The sequence below is a fragment of the Halomonas sp. A020 genome, from assembly GCF_027943625.1.
Taxonomy (GTDB): domain Bacteria; phylum Pseudomonadota; class Gammaproteobacteria; order Pseudomonadales; family Halomonadaceae; genus Vreelandella; species Vreelandella piezotolerans.
Window position 1 is genome coordinate 1,208,643 of sequence record NZ_AP022850.1, and the last position, 18,315, is coordinate 1,226,957.

The 18,315-nt window shown below is 59.6% G+C and carries 15 protein-coding genes and 1 pseudogene; 8 read left to right on the top strand and 8 right to left on the bottom strand.

The genetic code is table 11. The annotated features are described in order from the left end of the window. Nucleotides 1-28: 28 nt before the first annotated feature. On the bottom strand, nt 29-1,240 hold the full coding sequence (locus tag FRH_RS05590) for an MFS transporter (protein ID WP_239296343.1): 1,212 nt from the start codon (nt 1,238-1,240) through the stop codon (nt 29-31). Nucleotides 1,241-1,447: 207 nt separating this feature from the next. Between FRH_RS05590 and FRH_RS05595 the strand changes: the two genes are divergently transcribed. Then, on the top strand, nt 1,448-2,059 hold the full coding sequence (locus FRH_RS05595; RefSeq protein WP_281997933.1) for a DNA-3-methyladenine glycosylase 2 family protein: 612 nt from the start codon (nt 1,448-1,450) through the stop codon (nt 2,057-2,059). A 9-nt stretch (nt 2,060-2,068) separates the two neighbouring features. Here the strand turns inward: FRH_RS05595 and FRH_RS18570 are convergent, their stop codons facing one another. The 7 genes and pseudogenes from FRH_RS18570 to FRH_RS05625 all read right to left on the bottom strand — a co-directional run bounded on the left by FRH_RS18570 (nt 2,069) and on the right by FRH_RS05625 (nt 8,753). Then, the gene (locus FRH_RS18570; protein WP_348773463.1) at nt 2,069-2,605 is read right to left on the bottom strand and encodes an XdhC family protein; all 537 of its coding nucleotides are present in this window, start codon (nt 2,603-2,605) and stop codon (nt 2,069-2,071) included. Between the two features lie 360 nt (nt 2,606-2,965). After that, nucleotides 2,966-3,112, bottom strand: a pseudogene (locus FRH_RS18575) (XdhC family protein); the annotation flags it as partial. A gap of 2 nt (nt 3,113-3,114) precedes the next feature. Continuing rightward, nucleotides 3,115-5,448, bottom strand: a complete 2,334-nt coding sequence (locus FRH_RS05605; protein WP_281997935.1) for a molybdopterin cofactor-binding domain-containing protein — start codon at nt 5,446-5,448, stop codon at nt 3,115-3,117. Continuing rightward, nucleotides 5,445-5,906: a (2Fe-2S)-binding protein gene (locus tag FRH_RS05610; protein WP_281997936.1), complete on the bottom strand. Its 462-nt coding sequence runs from the start codon at nt 5,904-5,906 to the stop codon at nt 5,445-5,447. Before FRH_RS05610 ends, FRH_RS05605 begins: the two co-directional genes overlap by 4 nt. A gap of 218 nt (nt 5,907-6,124) precedes the next feature. Beyond that, entirely contained in the window at nt 6,125-7,000 is an 876-nt protein-coding gene (locus FRH_RS05615; protein WP_281997937.1) for a pirin family protein, read from the bottom strand. 98 nt (nt 7,001-7,098) lie between these two features. Then, nucleotides 7,099-7,674 carry a histidine phosphatase family protein gene (locus FRH_RS05620; RefSeq protein WP_281997938.1) on the bottom strand — a complete coding sequence of 192 codons (576 nt, stop codon included), beginning with the start codon at nt 7,672-7,674 and terminating at the stop codon, nt 7,099-7,101. A gap of 38 nt (nt 7,675-7,712) precedes the next feature. Beyond that, nucleotides 7,713-8,753 (bottom strand): zinc-dependent alcohol dehydrogenase family protein, encoded by a 1,041-nt coding sequence (locus FRH_RS05625; RefSeq protein ID WP_281997939.1) that lies wholly within the window; start codon nt 8,751-8,753, stop codon nt 7,713-7,715. Nucleotides 8,754-8,890: 137 nt separating this feature from the next. Between FRH_RS05625 and FRH_RS05630 the strand changes: the two genes are divergently transcribed. The 7 genes from FRH_RS05630 to FRH_RS05660 all read left to right on the top strand — a co-directional run bounded on the left by FRH_RS05630 (nt 8,891) and on the right by FRH_RS05660 (nt 18,110). Continuing rightward, entirely contained in the window at nt 8,891-9,370 is a 480-nt protein-coding gene (locus FRH_RS05630) for an Lrp/AsnC family transcriptional regulator (RefSeq protein WP_281997940.1), read from the top strand. 130 nt (nt 9,371-9,500) lie between these two features. Further along, on the top strand, nt 9,501-9,794 hold the full coding sequence (locus FRH_RS05635; RefSeq protein ID WP_281997941.1) for a helix-turn-helix transcriptional regulator: 294 nt from the start codon (nt 9,501-9,503) through the stop codon (nt 9,792-9,794). Next, nucleotides 9,784-11,070 carry a type II toxin-antitoxin system HipA family toxin gene (locus tag FRH_RS05640; protein WP_281997942.1) on the top strand — a complete coding sequence of 429 codons (1,287 nt, stop codon included), beginning with the start codon at nt 9,784-9,786 and terminating at the stop codon, nt 11,068-11,070. Before FRH_RS05635 ends, FRH_RS05640 begins: the two co-directional genes overlap by 11 nt. A gap of 254 nt (nt 11,071-11,324) precedes the next feature. Continuing rightward, on the top strand, nt 11,325-12,809 hold the full coding sequence (locus tag FRH_RS05645) for a class I SAM-dependent DNA methyltransferase (protein ID WP_281997943.1): 1,485 nt from the start codon (nt 11,325-11,327) through the stop codon (nt 12,807-12,809). After that, nucleotides 12,806-13,999 (top strand): restriction endonuclease subunit S, encoded by a 1,194-nt coding sequence (locus FRH_RS05650; protein ID WP_281997944.1) that lies wholly within the window; start codon nt 12,806-12,808, stop codon nt 13,997-13,999. Before FRH_RS05645 ends, FRH_RS05650 begins: the two co-directional genes overlap by 4 nt. A 3-nt stretch (nt 14,000-14,002) precedes the next feature. Then, nucleotides 14,003-17,404 carry a DEAD/DEAH box helicase family protein gene (locus FRH_RS05655; RefSeq protein ID WP_281997945.1) on the top strand — a complete coding sequence of 1,134 codons (3,402 nt, stop codon included), beginning with the start codon at nt 14,003-14,005 and terminating at the stop codon, nt 17,402-17,404. 79 nt (nt 17,405-17,483) lie between these two features. Next, nucleotides 17,484-18,110, top strand: a complete 627-nt coding sequence (locus FRH_RS05660; RefSeq protein WP_281997946.1) for a hypothetical protein — start codon at nt 17,484-17,486, stop codon at nt 18,108-18,110. Nucleotides 18,111-18,315: the final 205 nt, after the last annotated feature.

The following is an 18,315-nucleotide window of genomic DNA, read 5'->3' on the forward strand; positions in this document are numbered from 1 at the left end:
ATGACATCAGCATTTATTTAGCCATACCTTATTTACAACCATGAGCAACCGTTGGTTGCGCTGACCCCGTGCGCTTCTCCAGCCAGCGCCCCCAAGCAAAAATCACCAGGCCACACAGCGCAAGCCCCGACCCGACCAGTCCCGTGCTCGACCAGCTAAACCCAGCGCTAATCGCCAAGCCCGCCAGCCACGCGCCCAGCGCATTGGCACCGTTGAATGCCGCGTGGTTCATGGAGGCCGCCATGGTTTGGGCATCTTCGGCCACGTCCATCAGCCGCGTTTGCAACGACGGGGCCAGCGCCATGCTGGTGCCCACCAACCCCACGAACAGCAGTCCCGACCACACCTGGTTGGCAGCAAAGTAGAACAGCCCCTGCACCACAGCGCACCACACCAAAATGGTAGGAATGGCCCGCATCAGGTTTTTATCCGCCATGCGCCCGCCCACCAAGTTACCGGCGATGGAGCCCAGGCCAAAGATGACCAACACCAAAGGTCCCAGCGCTTCGCTCATGCCCGCCTGCTGGGTCAGCGTCGGCATGACATAACTGAAGATCGAAAACATACCGCCGCAGCCGATACAGGCAATCGCAATGGTCACCAGCACGCGCTGTTTGACCAGTGCGGAAAGCTCTCGCAACGGGCTGGCGTGAGCATCGACAGGCTGCACAGGCACAAACAGGCGAATCAACAGCGCCGTGAGCAGCGCAATGCCGCCGACCGCCGCAAAGGCGATCTGCCAGCCCAACAGGTTACCCGCCCAGGTGCCCAACGGCGCACCGATTAGAATGGCCACCGTCAGCCCCATCATGACGCGGGCAATGGCCCGCGCCCGTTGATCGACCGGCACCGCGCCGGCGGCCACTAGCGCCGCCACACCAAAATACGCCCCATGGGGCAACCCTGCTAAAAAGCGCAGCCCGACGAACGACCAAAATCCCGGGGCCATGGCGCTGGCAATGTTGCCCAAAGCAAATACCAACATCAGTGCGATCAGCAGGGCTCGTTTAGGCACCCGCGCGGCCAGTGTCGAGATTAGCGGCGCCCCCACCACGACCCCCAGCGCATAACTGCTGATGGAGTAGCCTACTTGCGGCACGCTCACGGCTAGGTCTTCCGCCACGCGGTTCATCAACCCCATAATGACGAATTCGCTGGTGCCGATGCCGAACCCGCCCAGCGCCAGCACGAACTCCGCCCATCGCGGATGCCGCGCCAGCTCCGTTGATGATGCTTGCATACCTCTCTCCCCAGGCGCTGTGTAAAGCGCCTGTTCACTGAAACGATCCTGGTTAACCGCAAATGATGGCAGGATTAGACGAAAGTAGAAATATACGACGCTAAAAAAGTTAGCATGCAAAGGGCAAGGCACTCTGCACTTTCGCGTCATCATCAAAGTAGCAACTGCTAGGATGTTACGATGCTCTATTGATCAAGAGAGGTGGCCATGACTCCCTGTACCCTCGAGCGCGCCATGCAGGCCTTGGCCAGCGCCGACCCCGACATTGCTCGCGCTTACCCCTTGGTCGGTGCGCCCAACCCGCGCCAGCGCGACCCGGGGTTTGCCACCTTCTTTTCGACCATCGTCAGCCAGCAGATCTCCACCGAGGCCGCTCGGGCGATCATGGGCCGGGTGAATACGCTGCTGCCCGAACTGCATGCCAAGGCGGTGATGGACGTAGAAGGCCAAGCACTGCGCGATGCAGGGCTATCGTGGCGTAAGATCGAGTACGCCAAAGGACTGGCAGAGGCGGAGCTTGCGGGTACGTTTAGCGCCGATGGTTTGGCGCATCTCAGCGATGACGAGGCCATTGCCGCGATTACCCAACTGCGTGGGTTTGGCCGCTGGAGCGCGGAGATCTACCTGATGTTCTCGCTCCAGCGCCCCGACATTTTCCCCGCCGACGATCTTGCGTTACGTGTCGCGCTGGGCCGGTTGAAGGGCCTGGAAGACAAACCTACGCCGACGCAGGCCCGACAGTTGGTAGCGCACTGGTCGCCCTGGCGCAGCGTAGGGTCGCTGTTTTTATGGCACTACTACCGCGGCGAGCCGGTGTAGAAGCAGCGCTTATCGACTTGGGCCTGCGCGTATGGCGTCATCGTCGGCGCCCTCCTCGTAGCCTTGGCTACCCACCGAGACGCGCCCTCGTCGCACGCGAAGAACGTCCGCCATGATCGCCAGGGCGATTTCCGCCGGGGTTTTGCTGCCCAAATCGAGGCCGATGGGCATGTGGATACGCTCGATCTCTGCCTCGCTCAGCCCGCCGGTTCGGCGCAGGCGCGCGGCCCTGGCCCGGGAGGTTTGTCGAGAGCCCATGACGCCAATGTAGCTCGCCGGGGTTTTGACCGCTTCCATCATGGCCAGGTCGTCGATTCGCGGATCGTGGGTCACGGCCACCACAGCGGTCGACGACGTACACATCCCCGGCAGGGCAATGTACTGGGACGGCAATTGGGGAACGAAGGTCATCCCCTCGGGCCACTCGACACTGGCCGTGACCTCCTCCCGCGGATCGCATAGCACGACCTGATACCCCAACCGCAGGGCGAAATGCGCGCACGCGTCGGCCACCGAGGAGTATCCGGCGAGAATGAGTTTGGCCACGGGCCCCACGCGCAGGAGCACGCTCTCCCCATGCGCCTCGTAGCACACACGCTGCCCGCCAGCGCTCGCGGGCGCCAGCGACGCGGCGCCATCGGCCAGGCTGACGCGTCGCAGCAACTCCTGCTCACCGGCCAGCGCCGCGCTGAGCTGCTCGAAATGCTGAACGTTCGCCGACGTCGCCTCGCGTCTCTCGACCAGCACATCGAGTATGCCGCCACAGGGCAGGCGCACCTGGGGATGGCCATCCCCACTCCCGGGGGCGCCATAGCGCACGATCACGGCGGGCATCGTGTACTCACCGGCCATCACCCGTGCGAGGAAATCCTCCTCGACACACCCGCCGGAGAGCGACCCCACGTGGTCACCGCTGGCGTTGGCCACCATGATGGAGCCCGGCTCCCGTGGGGACGAGCCAAAGGTCGACAGGACCGTGCAGTACCAAACCGTGTCGCCGCCCCTGGCCCACTCAAGGGCCTGCGCGACAACTTGGGCATCCAGACTCTGCATGCTCAAGTACTCAGCTGGCCAGCAACGGGCAATCGCCGGATACGCTTGCCCGTCGCCGCATAGATCGCGTTGCACAAGGCAGGAGCGACCGGCGGCAAGCCGGGCTCGCCGACGCCTCCCATGGCATCACCGGGATTGTCGATGAGATGCACCCTCACGACCTTGGGCGCATCCGGCATGCGGGGTATGAGGTACTTGTCGAAATTGCTCTGCTGGGCGACCCCGTCTTCAAACGTCACTTCGCTCTTCAGCGCAATACCGATTCCCATCACGCACGCTCCTTCGAGCTGCGAGCGGATCCGCTCGGGGTTCGCCTGCGGGCCGCAATCGAAGGCGATGTCCGCCTGATGGATGATCACGCTGCCCTCGCTGTCGACTTCCACATCGAAGACGATCGCGGTATACGACACGAAGCTATGGTGAAACGCCAGCCCCAATCCACGCCCCTCGGGCATCTCGCGGCCCCAGCCCGCTTGCTCGGTGGCGCGCTCGATGACCCGGCGCAGGCGAGCGGTATCGATGGGATATAGGTCAGGGTTTTCACCGTAATTCCAGCCGTCCCCCAGGGTCAGGTTATCGATTTTACGGTCGGGGCCGAGCAGCGCCAGCGCGTACTCTTTGTGGTCACGGCCAGCGGCCACGGCCATCTCATGGGCAAAGCTCTGGATCGCCCAGGCGTGGGGCAGGTTGTAGACGGCACGAAACCAGCCGATGCGCACATGGGCGGGGGCAGGCGGGTTTTCCAGGCGCACGGAGGGAATGTCGAACGGCATCGTATTCAGGCCCATCCCCAGCTCGAACGCTTGCTTATGCTCAGGGTCCGGGGCAAACAGCGAGGCAATGCTGGGCGACAGGGTGCGGTGGAGCCAGCCCGTGGCGTTACCGTCGGCGTCGAGACTCGCCTCCAGATGGTCCACGGAGACCGCGTGAAAAAAGGCGTGCTGCACATCGTCTTCGCGAGTCCACTGCAGTTTGACCGGCCGGCCCTCGAACGCCTTGGCCACCCAAGCCGCTTCGCTCACGAAGTCCGGCTTGGACTTACGCCCAAAGCCACCACCCAGCAGCGTTTGATGGACGGTCACGTTCTCTAGCTCAAGCCCCAACACGCTGGCCACCCCCTCGCGGGCGGCTCTGGGATGCTGAACCGGCGCCCACGCTTCGGCTTTGCCGTCTTGGACACGCACGATGGCTACCGGGGGTTCCATGGGGGCCTGTGCCATGTGCGGCATGTAATACGTCGCCGCGACGCGCCGGTCGGCGTTACTCAGCGCGGCCTCCACATCGCCGGATTGACGGATCACCTTCCCCGACGACTGTGCCGCTTGCTCCAGGGCCTTGCGATACGCCTTCGAACGATAGTCGGCGTTATCGCCCGCGGCGCCGGTATCCCACTCGATGTTCAGCGCCTTGCGCCCCTCGATGGCCGCCCAGGTATTCGAGGCGATCACCGCAATGCCGCCCAGCGGATTGAATGCCGCGGGCTGAGTCGCCGTGTCGATGCGCATCGTTCGTTGAACACCGGGCACCTTGAGCGTTTCGCTATCGTCGACGCTTTGGATGGTCGCCCCGTACACCGGTGGGCGAGCCACCACGGCGTAGAGCATGTCGTCCAGGGCCACATCGGCGCCGAAGATTGCTTTACCGCTGACGATGTCCTCGCCATCCGATGCCTTGGGCGACGACGACGTCAGCTCACCGTTGACCCAGCCGCTCTCCTTGCCGACGAAGCGCAGCTCACTATCGGACTTCAACACCAGATCATTTCTGCCCGGCACATCCAATTCACGCGCCGCCTCGGCGAGTTCGCCAAAGCCCAGCTCCCGCCCGGTGGCCGGATGGGTCATCTTGTGCAAGTCGGCGTGGACTTCCCAGACCGGCACTTCCCACCGCTGGGCAGCGGCCTGCTGTAGCATCAACCGGGCAGCGGCCGCAGCGCGGCGAATAGGGTCGTACCAGTGGCGCATGCTGCGGGAACCGTCGGTATTTTGGTTACCGTACTTCTCCTGGTCGGCGGGGGCTTGCTGCACGCGCACATGCTCCCACTGCGCGCCCAGCTCATCGGCCGCCACCATCGCGAGACTGGTGCGAATCCCCTGGCCCATCTCGGCACGGTTGTTGATGAACGTCACCCGGCCATCGGTATCGATCTGGATGAACACGTTGGGATCGTCCACCCAGCCACCCGGCATGGCGCCCGCCCCAAACTGCGCCTGTTGATTGGCCATGCTCATGTCCCAGCGAGCCGCCAACAGCAGGGCCGACACACCGGCGATGCCTTTCAGCACGCCCCGACGGCTGACGTTGGCCAGCAGCAATGCGTTGCGAGAATCGCTCATGAGTTGGCCTCCTCACCGGCTGCGCGCTCCACCGCCGCCAAAATGCGGTTGTAGGTGCCACAGCGGCACAAGTTGCCTGACATGGCGTCGATGATTTCCTGGGGCTGCGGCGCTGGGTTGTGTTTGAGCAACCCCGTCGCGTTCATGATCTGGCCACCCTGGCAGTAGCCGCACTGCGCGACCCCGAGATCCAGCCACGCCTGCTGCACTTTTTGGCCAACGGGGTCGTCCGCCATGGCTTCGATGGTGGTGACTTCACCGGTGACGGCAGAGACCGGCATCACGCAGGAGCGGGTCGCCACTCCATCGATATGCACGGTGCACGCACCGCACTGGGCAATGCCACAACCAAACTTGGTGCCCTTCATGCCCACGACATCGCGAATCGCCCAAAGTAGGGGCATCGTGTCGGGGATATCGAGTGAATGCGACTGTCCATTGATGGTCAGGTTGATCATTGGTCTCTCCCAGTCCCGGTTATTGTCATTCGTTCACGGCGATGCAGCGTCACTGCCTTGAGTCTAGCCAGTGAACAAAAATTAACCATTTCGCGCCATGATAGGGAACGAGAACCGCCAAGATTCCGACGAATCATCAAATAAATCGGACGAATAGGCATGAAAACGGTGCGCGACGTCGTGTCCGCGCACCGCTCGCTATGCCGCCATGCGGCGACTTACGCGTCTAGCCCGCCAAACTGGCCGTTCTGATAATCCTCCACCGCCTGAACGATCTCGTCGCGGGTGGTCATCACGAAGGGGCCGTGGGAGTAGACCGGCTCATCAATCGCGTCGCCATGGCCAAACAGCAGGCGCGCGTCGCTGGCGGCCTCGATGGTGAGGTGGTCACCGTCGCGGTCGACCTCGATCAAATGATGCGCTCTGGCGGGCTCGCCGCCCACCGTGACATCGCCACTCACCACGTATAGAAACACCTGCCGCCCAGGGGCGACGGGAAGCTGCTCACGCGTACCCGCAGGCAGGGCGAGTGTGGACATGAACACGCCGGTCAGCGACTCGATAGGGCCTGACTGCCCCTGCCACTCCCCGGCGATCAGGTTGAGCGTACCGCCGCCCGCCAGTGGAACGGCGGGGATGCCGTCCTCCTGCAGGCCTACGTAGCGGGGCTCGCTCATCTTGAGCCGTGACGGCAAGTTGACCCACAGCTGCAGGATTTCCAGCGGTCCGCCGTCGCGCAGAAATTCCTTTGGGGAAATTTCCGCATGCACGATGCCGCTGCCAGCGGTCATCCACTGCACGCCGCCTGCGTGAATCACGCTCTGGTGCTTGGCGCTATCCGCGTGGGCCAGCGAACCTTCCAAAATGAAGGTAACCGTTTCAAACCCACGGTGCGGGTGCGGCCCGAACGGCAGCCCCTGGTTGTTGGGTGGGTACACCTGGGGGCCGTGGTGGTTCAAAAACAGAAACGGATCGAGCTGATCCAGCCCCGGCCCCGGCAGCGGCCGACGGGTGACCAAATCGCCGATGTCGTCTCGTCGAGCCGGATGCTGAGCGACCACGCGGCGAACGGATGGGGTATTGGCTGATGACATAACGTCCTCCTTATCGATACGCCCAGCCTAAAACCTCAGCGCCGCGATGGGGAGCGAATAATTTACCCCGGTTCATTGAAGGAAATGCACAGAAACCGCTAGCGGCTGGGAACGTTCAGCCGCCCCACCACCGTAAAACCCTCCTCTTGGGGGCGCACGATCACCATTTCTCCAGAGCTGACGCCGCCGCCGGTCAGCGCCGTGATATTCACCTGATGCGTGACCAGCAACAGATTCCCCGGCCCCTGCCACCCCGCCATACGTTCACGAGCCGCTTGGGTAATGGCCACCTGATCCCCACGCCCGCGAAAGAACGAATTCAGCCACGGCGCAGACATGACAGGCCCCACCGCCATCAGCTCAGCGGTGTCCAGCGCTCGGCACCACTGAGAGCTGTACACTGCATCGATCGCCACGCCCTGCTCCCGTAACGCCTGCCCCGCTGCCACGGCATGGGCGCGACCTTCGCTGGATAGGTTGCGCTGGGTCTCGCACGCCTCCAATACGAACCCCGGCGGGTCGCCAATGCCGGGCGCCAGCGAATGGCGCATGAGAATGACCAAACCGCCCTCTTGGAGGGCTTGCCAGGTGGCGGTGTTGGCCTGAGCAGTGAGGGGTACAAGGCAAATCAGGCCCGAGAGCATGTACAGGATAAGAATGCGTAGCGGGGACATTGGCAAACCCTCTGATGAGAACGAACTCCCCTCTTTTATCAAAATTTCGTGACGACGGTGACTCCCACGCCTTCGAACTTATCCATATTGGTCAACGCCTGCACGGATTCCTCCAGCGTGATCCGGCGGCCAATCAGCTTTTCAGGCGCCAGTTTGCCCGACTGGATCATCGCCAGCATGTCGCCGTAACGATGCGCCTGCATGCCGTGGCTACCGAGAATTTCCAGCTCGTTGGCGATCACTTTGCTCATCGGTACGGCGGGCGTGCTGTGGTCCGCCAGCATCAGTCCCACCTGGACATGCTTGCCGCGCTTGCGCAAATTGCTGATGGAGTTGAAGCAGGTGGTGGGGTGGCCCAGCGCGTCCAGCGAGACGTGCGCGCCGCCTTGGGTGATCTCGACCACCGCCTCCACCACGTTGGCCACCTGATTGGCATTCACCGTGGCCACCGCCCCTAGCTGGCGCGCCAGGGCGAGCGCCTGCTCGGAGATATCCACCGCCACCACGTTGGCGCCGGCTGCGCTGGCAATCATGATCGCCGACAGCCCCACGCCACCACAGCCGTGCACGGCCACCCACTGCCCCGCCGACACGCGGCCCTGGTCTATCACCGCACGAAAAGAGGTCACGAACCGGCAGCCCAGGCTGGCGGCGGTATCGAACGTCAGGGTGTCCGGCAGGGCGACCAGGTTTACGTCAGCGTAGTGAATACTCACATACTCGGCAAACGAGCCCCAGTGGGTAAAGCCAGGCTGGAACTGGCGATCGCATACCTGATGGTGGCCCGCGTTGCACTCCAGACAGGTGCCGCAGCCGCCGACGAACGGCACGGTCACCCGATCCCCGATCCGCCACTTCGTCACGTCCTTGCCTACCGCTTCCACCACGCCGGACAGCTCATGGCCCGGCACATGGGGAAGCTGGATATCCGGGTCGTGGCCCATCCAACCGTGCCAATCGCTGCGGCATACGCCGTTGGCCATAACTTTGACCACGACGCCGTGGGGCTCGGGAGTCGGATCCGGCACCTGCTGGATGCTGGGCGGGGCAGAAAACTGCTCAAACACAACGGCTTTCATGGGTGACTCCTGCGCGGTATTGATCGTTTTTAACTATAACCAACCACACCTGAAATTACTTTTCGAATCAATGGACATACACGCCAATTTTGCATCACTCTTTCTTTTATACGCATAAACATGAAAGAGATTTTCAAATGATCCCATTGGATAACGTAGACGCCCACATCATCGATAGCCTTCAAGCCGATGGACGGCTATCCATCGCCAAGCTGGCCGAGCGACTGGGAATGAGCGAAGCCACCTGTTGGCGGCGCCATAAACGCCTGGAGGAGCTGGGCGTGATCGAAGGCTACCAAGCCACGCTGAACCGGCGAAAGCTTGGCGGTAACGTGCTGGCCTTCGTGCAGATCACCTGCACCCAGCACAGCGAAGCCGCGACGGCAGAGTTCGAGCGCATCATCCAGGCCAGCTCACGCGTACTGAGCTGCCACAACACCACCGGCGAGGCCGACTTCCTGCTACAGGTAGTCGCCAAAGACCTGGACGACTACAGCCACTTCGTCGAAACGGTGCTGCGCCAACTGCCCGGCGTGTCGAGCATCCGCTCCAACCTCTCGCTGAGGGAAATGAAGGCTACCAGTCATTTGCCGGTGGAGAAGTTGTTGGGGCTGTAAGCAAGGCAATGGAGAAGAGCGCTGAAATGAAGGTGTACTTCGCAGCCATAAAACGGATACATCCATATCCATTAATAGCTAAAATAGCCTAAAATGGATATAGGAATATCCATAAAAAGGAGGCGAGCTTATGCCGCGTTTTCTGTTGTTGGACGATACCGATGTTCAGCAGGCCTTTGCTGCCCACCTACGCAGGTTGCGTGAGCAGGCCAGGCTATCCCGTGCGGCGCTGGCGCAGCGCAGCAACGTGCCCGCCCCCACCATCAAGAAATTCGAAACGACCGGCCAGATATCCTTTCGCCAGCTGCTGTTGCTCTGGCAAAGCCTGGATGACCTGGCACGGCTCTATGCGCTGACCCAACACGATACGAATAGCGCAAGCCCGCCCTCCTCGATTGATGAGGTACTCAAACATGGCTTTTAAGCCAATACAGCGGCTCGACGTAACGCGCACGCTATCGACCGGTGAACAGGTCACTGTGGGCGTCCTGGCGCAAAACCGCCAAGGGGTCTTTTTTCAATACGCACAAGGCTATGAGCAGCGCCATGGCAGCCTATCGCCCTTTACGTTGCAGCCCGGTCAGGCGCTTCACGCGGCCCCGAAAACACCGCACCAGGGGCTTCACGGCGTGTTTGGCGACTGTTTACCCGATGGCTGGGGGCAACTGCTGCAAGACAGAGTATTCCGCCAGCACGGCATAGCGCCGACGCAGCTGACGGCGATGGATCGGCTGGCCTTTGTGGGCCAGCGCGGCATGGGTGCATTGGCCTTCGAGCCAGCCTCGCAGGCTGCACCGACACCAGGCGGTGACGAAGACCTGACCACACTCGGACTTCAGGCCCAAGCCGTTTTTGATGGGCAGACCGACGAGGTGCTGAGCGCGTTAGTGGCCGCGGGCAGCTCTGGAGGCGCGAGACCCAAAGCACAGCTTTTCATGCCCCCAGGCCAATCGAACCAGTGTCGAACCACTGCCCGGCCCGGCGATGACGCATGGCTGGTCAAATTCACCTCGCAGCATTTGCCCCTGGGCCACGAAGAAGGGCTGTGCGAGGCGGCCTATCTGGCATTGGCTAAAAAGGCAGGCTTGGCGCCACCCACGTGGCAGTTGATACGCACAGCGACACCGCAGGGTGAGCGCGCCTGGCTTGGCATCAAGCGGTTCGATTGGATCAGCCATGCCACTACGCCGGGGCGAGTGCATATGCATAGCGCCTGCGGGCTGCTGGATGCCGACTTTCGAACACCCAGCCTGGATTACATCGACCTGATCAAGGCCAGCCGCCAGCTGTGTCAATCCCCCGCTGTCGGCCAGCTTCAGTTCCGGCGCGCGCTATTCAATCTGTTCGCCTGCAATCAGGATGATCACAGCAAAAACTGGGCGTTCTTGCAAAACGACCAGGGCCAATGGCAACCCGCGCCCTTCTATGACGTGACCTTCAGCCCTCACCCCTTTGCAGAACACGCCACCGCCTTTGCGGGCCACGGCAAGCAGCCGCCGCTTAAAGCGATTCAGCAATTGGCAACGCATGCCGGTTTCTCGACCTGGAAACAGGCGCAGCCGCACGTTCAGGAGATAGTCGACGTGCTCAGTACGTTCCCTGACAAGGCAAAAGAGTTGGGTATCAAAGCCAGTACGGTGGCGCTGATGACTCGGCAGTTGAACCAGACGTGGCGAGACAACAAGGGCCTACTAACTTAGCACCTCGGCTAAACCGTAGAGCAGCGGGCTGAAGCGGCCAAGCAGGGCCAACACCTCGCGGGTCCATTGGTTGAATGCGTGAAAGGCATCCCGTTTTAAATAACAGGAGTACGCAATCGACTCATATCATCGGATCGTGGAAGAATACGGGTTTATCAGCGTTCATCAGGCCACGGCCAACATATTATGCCAGCTGTATTGGCCACTCCGGCCCATAAAAGCAGTCAGCGGTTCAATTTATAGAAAGGACAGTCATGATTACCGGCGAACTGAAATCCAAAGTCGATCGCATCTGGGACACGATGTGGTCGGGCGGTATTTCCAACCCGTTGACCGTTATCGAACAGTTGACCTATCTGCTTTTCATCAAGCGGCTGGATGAGCTGCATACGCTCAAGGAGCGCAAGGCAACGCGCACGAAGACGTCTATCGAAGACCCCATTTTTGCGGAGAATCAAGAACACCTGCGGTGGTCGCACTTCAGCGAGCTGGCGCCGGAGCCGATGTTCGCCACCGTGCGCGACGAGGTGTTCCCTTTCATCAAGACACTCGGTCAGACAAGCGACGCTGAGGGCGAAGAGGGCTCGACCTACACCCACCACATGCGCGACGCGCTCTTTTTAATGCCGACGCCGCGGGTGCTCTCCAACGTGGTCGACCAGCTTGATGGCATCGACATGAACGACGCCGATACCAAGGGCGATCTCTACGAATATATGCTCGGCAAGATCGCCAGCGCCGGTCAGAACGGCCAGTTCCGCACCCCGCGCCATATCATCAAGCTGATGGTGGAGATGACCGCGCCGACGCCGAGCGACGTGATCTGCGACCCGGCCTGCGGCACGGCGGGCTTCTTGAACGCCGCCTCCGAGTATTTGCAGCGCCACCACAGCGGCGAGATCTACCGCGACGAGGCCTCCCGCCGCCGCTTCAACGACGAGACCTTCCACGGCTACGACTTCGACTCCACTATGCTGCGTATCGGCAGCATGAACATGCTGCTGCACGGCGTGGAAAATCCGGATATTCGCTACAAGGATTCGCTGGCCCAGGCGGACGAAAGCGATGCGGAAAAATACTCGTTGATTCTCGCCAACCCGCCGTTTGCCGGCAGCCTTAATTTTGAATCGACGGCGAAGGATCTGCTACAGATCGTCAAGACCAAAAAGACCGAACTGCTGTTTCTGACGCTGTTTCTGCGCCTGCTCAAGACTGGCGGACGCGCGGCGGTCATTGTGCCGGATGGCGTGTTGTTCGGCTCCAGTAAGGCGCACAAATCGCTGCGCAAGATGCTGGTAGAAGAGCAGAAGCTCGACGCCATCATTTCGATGCCCTCCGGCGTGTTCAAACCCTATGCCGGTGTCTCCACCGCGATTCTGCTCTTCACCAAGACCAACTCCGGCGGCACAGATCGGGTCTGGTTCTACGACATGAAGGCCGACGGCTTCTCGCTGGACGACAAGCGCACCCCCCAGCCGGACAAGAGCGACCTGCCGGACATCATCGCCCGCTGGCAAAACCCCGGGTGGGAGATGGGCCGCAAGCGCACCGAACAGAGCTTCCTGGTGCCCAAGTCGGAGATCGCCAGCCACGACTACGACCTCTCGATCAACCGCTACAAGGAAGTCGAATACGAAGCGGTCGAGCACGAAGCTCCGCAGGAGATTCTGCAGCGGTTGGCGGCTCTGGAGGCTGAGATTGCTGAGGGGCAGAAGGCGCTGGAGGGGATGCTGGGATGAAATATCCTTCCGCTATACTCGGCGATCTATTGGAAGCTAACCCAAGGTTTGAAAAGGGAGACAAACCTTCTGAAGAAGAGCTCGTAAGTTTTGTACCCATGTCTTCGGTTTCAGAAAAGACCTTATCGATAACTGAGACTATTGATCGACCATACCATGAGGTAAGGAAAGGGTTTACTCCATTCAAGACCGGGGATGTTCTTATTGCCAAGATAACCCCATGCTTTGAAAATGGGAAAATGGCGTTAGTAGAAAATCTTCCAAGAGAGCTTGGGTTTGGTTCGACTGAGTTTCATGTTTTTAGGCCCGGAAAGAGAATTTTTCCGAGGTACCTCTTTCATTTGCTTCGCTCGCCCTTTGTTAGAGCCTCGGGCAAGCTGAAAATGAAAGGGGCTGCTGGCCAGCGGCGTGTACCGGTAGATTTTTTTACTAGATTAACTATTCCGCTCCCGCCCCTCGCCGAGCAAAAACGCATCGCGGCGATTCTCGATGCGGCCGATGAGTTGCGCGCCAAGCGCCGCGAGGCGATTGCCCAGCTCGACGTTTTTCTGCAGTCGACTTTTATCGAGATGTTTGGTGATCCGGTTACCAATCCGAAGGGGTGGCCAGTAGTTAATTTTGAAGATGCCGTCTATTTCCAGGAAGGTCCTGGAATACGTAAATGGCAGTTTCGAAATAAAGGGATAAAGCTTGTCAATATTCGGAATATTGTTGATGGTGAGCTGGTATTAACCAATACAGAAAAATATCTCGATCCTGATGAGGTTAGCAGAACATATTCACACTTCCTTCTTGATGCGGGTGATCTTGTGATGTCAAGCTCGGGTGTAACGTGGGGTAAAATCGCCTATGTTAAGCAGCAACATCTACCATTGAGTTTAAATACAAGTATGATCAGGCTGCGTCCGCAGGGAGGCAGGATTACACACGCGTTCATTCGTGCATTTGTAGAGTCACAGGCTTTTAGGCGGCAGATTAGTCGACTGATTACTGGGTCTGCTCAGCCTAATTTTGGGCCTTCCCATCTGCGTAAAATCGTAATTAATTTACCTCCTATAGATATCCAATCCCATTTTGAAGAGATCGTCGCTTCTATCGAACATCAAAAATCTCTGCTTAATGTTCACCTCGCCGAGCTGGATACGCTATTCGCCTCACTCCAACACCGCGCCTTTAACGGGGAGCTGTAGCCCATGACCAACTTCGCCTTCCTGCCACGTGAATTCAGCACCGTTGCCGAGTCCGCTATTCGGGCGGAAGGCCATATCGTGGGTGATCCACGGGCGTCCTGCTTTCACGCCCGCTTTGCGCTGGAGGCGGCGGTGCACTGGCTTTACCGGCATGACGCCGCGCTCACCATGCCCTACGACCGTAACCTGGGCGCGCTGCTGCACGAGCCGAGTTTTCAGAACCTGCTGCCGCAGGCGGTATTCCAGAAGGCGCGGGTGATTCAAAAGATGGGCAATCAGGCGGTGCATGATGCGCGCCCGGTCAAGGAGAGCGATGCGCGACAGGTGGTGAAGGAGCTGCATCATATTGGCTACTGGCTGACGCGTACCTATACGCCACAGGCCCCCCGCGACGGGGCTGCGTGGCAGGATGCGCGAATTCCCCAGCCTGTCAGCTCTGATGATGTTGTGCCACGACAGGAATTGGAGGCGCTGGAGCAGCAGTTGGCCGAGCAGAACAAGGCAGCGCTCAAGCAGCAGCAGGCGCGCGATGCGCTGGATGCCGAGGTGCGAAAGCTACGCGAGCAGATCGCCGAGGCGAAAGCGGCGGCGGAGGCAACGCCGGATACCCACGACTACTCCGAAGCCGAGACACGGGACTATCTGATTGATGTCGAGTTGCGCCGCGCCGGTTGGCTGTTGGATAACATCGAGGACCGGGAGTATAAGGTCAGCGGTATGCCCAATGCGCAGGGCGTGGGCTACGTCGACTATGTGCTGTGGGGGGAGGACGGCAAGCCGCTGGCGGTGGTGGAGGCGAAAAAGACCACGGCCGATGCCAAAAACGGCCGTCAGCAGGCCAAGCTCTATGCGGATTGTCTGGAGGTGATGCACGGCCAGCGCCCGCTGATCTTCTATACCAACGGCTATCAAACCTGGCTGTGGGATGACACCTTTTACACCCCGCGCAGCGTCGCCGGGTTCTACAAGCGCAGCGAACTGGCGAGCCTGATTCGTCGGCGCGATCAGCGCAGCGTGCTGGCGGCCCACGCGGTAAAGGATGAGATCGCCGGGCGCTATTACCAAAAGCGTGCCATCGCCAGCATCTTCCAGCAGTTCGCCCAGGCGCGGCGTAAGGCGCTATTGGTGATGGCCACCGGCACCGGCAAGACGCGGACCGCCGTGGCACTGGTGGATGTGTTGCAGCGCGCTGGCTGGGTGAAACGGGCGCTGTTTCTGGCCGATCGCGTTTCGCTGGTCAATCAGGCCGCCAATGCCTTCAAGGCGCACCTACCGGACTCCAGCCCCGTCAATCTGGTGACCGAGAAGCACAAGGAAGGACGCGTTTACGTCTGCACCTATCCGACCATGATGGGGCTGATCGATGACACCCAGGGCGATGAAGCACGCTTTGGCGTGGGTCACTTCGATCTGGTGGTCATCGATGAGGCCCACCGCTCGGTGTATCAGAAGTACGGGGCGATTTTTCGCTACTTCGATTCGCTGCTCGTCGGTCTCACCGCCACCCCACGAGAGCAGGTGGACAAGAACACCTACGATCTCTTCGAGTTGGAGCCGGGCGTGCCAACCGACGCCTATGAGCTGGATCGCGCGGTGAAGGATGGCTTTTTGGTCCCGCCCAAGGTGCAACAGGTGGACCTGAAGTTCCCGCGGGAAGGGATCGACTATGAAGATCTCAGCGACGACGAGAAAGCCGAGTGGGAGAGCCTCGATTGGGGAGACGAAGCGGGCGAAGCGGTGATGCCGGTCGAGGTGAACGCCTCCGCCATCAATAACTGGCTGTTCAATACCGATACGGCTGACAAGGTGCTCAAGCACCTGATGGAGAACGGCTATCGCGTGGAAGGCGGCGACCGTCTGGCCAAGACCATTATCTTCGCGCGCAATCATAAGCATGCCGCGTTCATCGAGGAACGCTTCAATCATCACTACCCGCACTTCGCCGGGCATTTCGCCCGAGTCATCGACAACCAGGCCAAGTACCCCCAGAGCCTGATTGATGACTTTTCCCAGCCCGACAAACCGCCGCATATCGCCATTTCGGTCGACATGCTGGATACCGGTATCGACGTGCCGGAAGTCGCCAATCTGGTGTTTTTCAAACCGGTGTTCTCGAAGATCAAGTTCTGGCAGATGATCGGGCGCGGAACGCGGCTCTGCCCGGGCCTCTTCGGCCCCGGGGGTGAAGAAGACGACAAGAAAGACTTTCGGGTCTTCGACTTCTGCTTCAACTTCGACTTCTTCCGCGAGAACCCGGACGGCATCGAGGCGAGCGGTAATGCCGCGCTAGGCACCCGGCTGTTTCGCTCGCGCGTCCAGCTTCTCAGCCACCTGCAGTCGACTCCGGCTCTCGACCCCGATAGCGCCGTGACGACCGAGCTCGCCTCAACGCTTCATGGTGAGGTCGCCGCCATGAATTCGGACAATTTCATCGTGCGGCTGCATCGGGAAGCCGTGGAGCGCTTTCAGGATCGCAAGCGGTGGGATCAGTTGGATCTGCACGCGCAGGAAACGCTACTCAACGAGGTTGCCGATCTTCCCAGTGAAATGCCGACCGACGATACCGAGTCCCGTATGTTCGATCTCACGGCGCTGCGCATGCAATTGGCGTTGATCGAGGCCGATGCCGGGAGCTTTAACAGGCTGCGCGCTCGGGTAATGGATATCGCCGCCATGTTGGAAGAGAAAACCACCATTCCCTTGGTCAAGGAGCAGCTTGGCTACCTTCAGGCCATGCAAGAGCCCGGCTTCTGGGAAGATATCGACGTTGCGATACTCGAAGAGATGCGCTTGCGTTTGCGGGGGCTGGTGCCGTTCATCGACAAGGGGCGCCGCGAGATCGTCTATACGAACTTCAAGGACGAAATACTGGACGTGCGCGAGGAGACGGTTTTTGAAATGCCAAAGATGACCGGCGTTCAGTACGCCAAGAAGGTCGAGGCTTACCTGAATAGCCACTGGAACAACATCGTCGTGCACAAACTTCGCACCAATCAGCCGCTGACACCCACGGATCTGGAAAGCCTCGAGGCCACGCTGAAACAGATTGGCGAAGAGGATGGCGAAACGCTGCTGGCGAATCTTCTGGAGCAGCGTCAGGCGCCTTCGCTTGCCTACTTCATTCGCAGTTTGGTGGGCATGGATCGCGAAGCCGCTCAGGCTGAGTTTTCCGAGTTTCTCTCTGATCGCACGCTGACCTCCGCTCAGATGCGATTCATCGAGCTGATTATCGATCAGCTAACCTCGCGGGGCGTCATGGAGGCGAATGCGCTTTACGAGGCACCATTCAGCCACCTGCACGCCGGCGGCCCGGATGGACTATTCGCGGGACGAGAGAACGTTATCGATGGCATCTTCGGTGCATTGGAAAAAACGAAGCCGGTGACTTCCACGAAAGCAGGATAAGTCACTATTTTCGTCCAGAATGCTCATTTTTTGAGTCGAATTTTATGGATGGGACTAAAGCTGATCCTGGAGCATCGATATGGAAAGTGCGCGACAAGGATACACGGCTATCGGAGGTGACTTCGAGAAAGCGTTCAGGTACGAAAGAATTTTAAAGCTCGTCAATGTGAACGACGATATAGCTACAGTGCTCAGGTTGCACCTGGTTATTGAAAACATTCTCGAGCTCTGGGTTTCCAAGGCCACTCAGCACCCTGAGATTCTGGCGCACGGGAGGTTCAGCTTTGCGCATAAATTGGCACTGGCTGAAGGGAGTGGATTGCCACAAGACCTTGCCAAAGCCTATGGTCATATCAACAAGGTTAGAAATCAGATTGCGCATGCCAAAACCGAAGAGCTATCCGACGCTCAAGTCGAGTCGATGGCTGCTTTAACGGACAATATAGTCACGGGGATCAAGGAAAACGATGACTTGAAAGTCAGGAAGTTGCACCTTGGGATTGGCGGCATATTGCCATCGGGTGAGGCCGCCACACAGCAGTTGGAATATGCGACTAGCAGTAACCGAATTAAGCTGATTATCGCGGGATGTATCCTTCTGACGAAAAGCGTGGCGCTATTCACTTCGGAACTTTCAAGTATGGGTGTTCCGCTCACAGTGGGAGAGGCAATGCCTAGCGACTTTGAGCCACCCTCATTCGAATAAATATACTCGTAGAGTATTTCTGAGCTCGACAGCCGATTCCTATATAGCGAAAAACCCTGATGAAACTCACCGAGGTTTAGACGCCGACCGGGCTCTTCCAGTCCATTTAACAAGAAGTGAGTTACCTCTAAGGTAATAAGTCAACGTCTAGCAGCAGCACACTTACCCTAGATACGCAGAGAAGCGTCTTATTTACACCAGGGAC

Bases quoted from the DNA above. Each gene is read 5' to 3' on its own strand.
- FRH_RS05590 (WP_239296343.1), bottom strand. From the start codon at position 1,240: ATGCAAGCATCATCAACGGAGCTGGCGCGGCATCCGCGATGGGCGGAG.
- FRH_RS05595 (WP_281997933.1), top strand. From the start codon at position 1,448: ATGACTCCCTGTACCCTCGAGCGCGCCATGCAGGCCTTGGCCAGCGCC.
- FRH_RS05605 (WP_281997935.1), bottom strand. From the start codon at position 5,448: ATGAGCGATTCTCGCAACGCATTGCTGCTGGCCAACGTCAGCCGTCGG.
- FRH_RS05610 (WP_281997936.1), bottom strand. From the start codon at position 5,906: ATGATCAACCTGACCATCAATGGACAGTCGCATTCACTCGATATCCCC.
- FRH_RS05615 (WP_281997937.1), bottom strand. From the start codon at position 7,000: ATGTCATCAGCCAATACCCCATCCGTTCGCCGCGTGGTCGCTCAGCAT.
- FRH_RS05620 (WP_281997938.1), bottom strand. From the start codon at position 7,674: ATGTCCCCGCTACGCATTCTTATCCTGTACATGCTCTCGGGCCTGATT.
- FRH_RS05625 (WP_281997939.1), bottom strand. From the start codon at position 8,753: ATGAAAGCCGTTGTGTTTGAGCAGTTTTCTGCCCCGCCCAGCATCCAG.
- FRH_RS05630 (WP_281997940.1), top strand. From the start codon at position 8,891: ATGATCCCATTGGATAACGTAGACGCCCACATCATCGATAGCCTTCAA.
- FRH_RS05635 (WP_281997941.1), top strand. From the start codon at position 9,501: ATGCCGCGTTTTCTGTTGTTGGACGATACCGATGTTCAGCAGGCCTTT.
- FRH_RS05640 (WP_281997942.1), top strand. From the start codon at position 9,784: ATGGCTTTTAAGCCAATACAGCGGCTCGACGTAACGCGCACGCTATCG.
- FRH_RS05645 (WP_281997943.1), top strand. From the start codon at position 11,325: ATGATTACCGGCGAACTGAAATCCAAAGTCGATCGCATCTGGGACACG.
- FRH_RS05650 (WP_281997944.1), top strand. From the start codon at position 12,806: ATGAAATATCCTTCCGCTATACTCGGCGATCTATTGGAAGCTAACCCA.
- FRH_RS05655 (WP_281997945.1), top strand. From the start codon at position 14,003: ATGACCAACTTCGCCTTCCTGCCACGTGAATTCAGCACCGTTGCCGAG.
- FRH_RS05660 (WP_281997946.1), top strand. From the start codon at position 17,484: ATGGAAAGTGCGCGACAAGGATACACGGCTATCGGAGGTGACTTCGAG.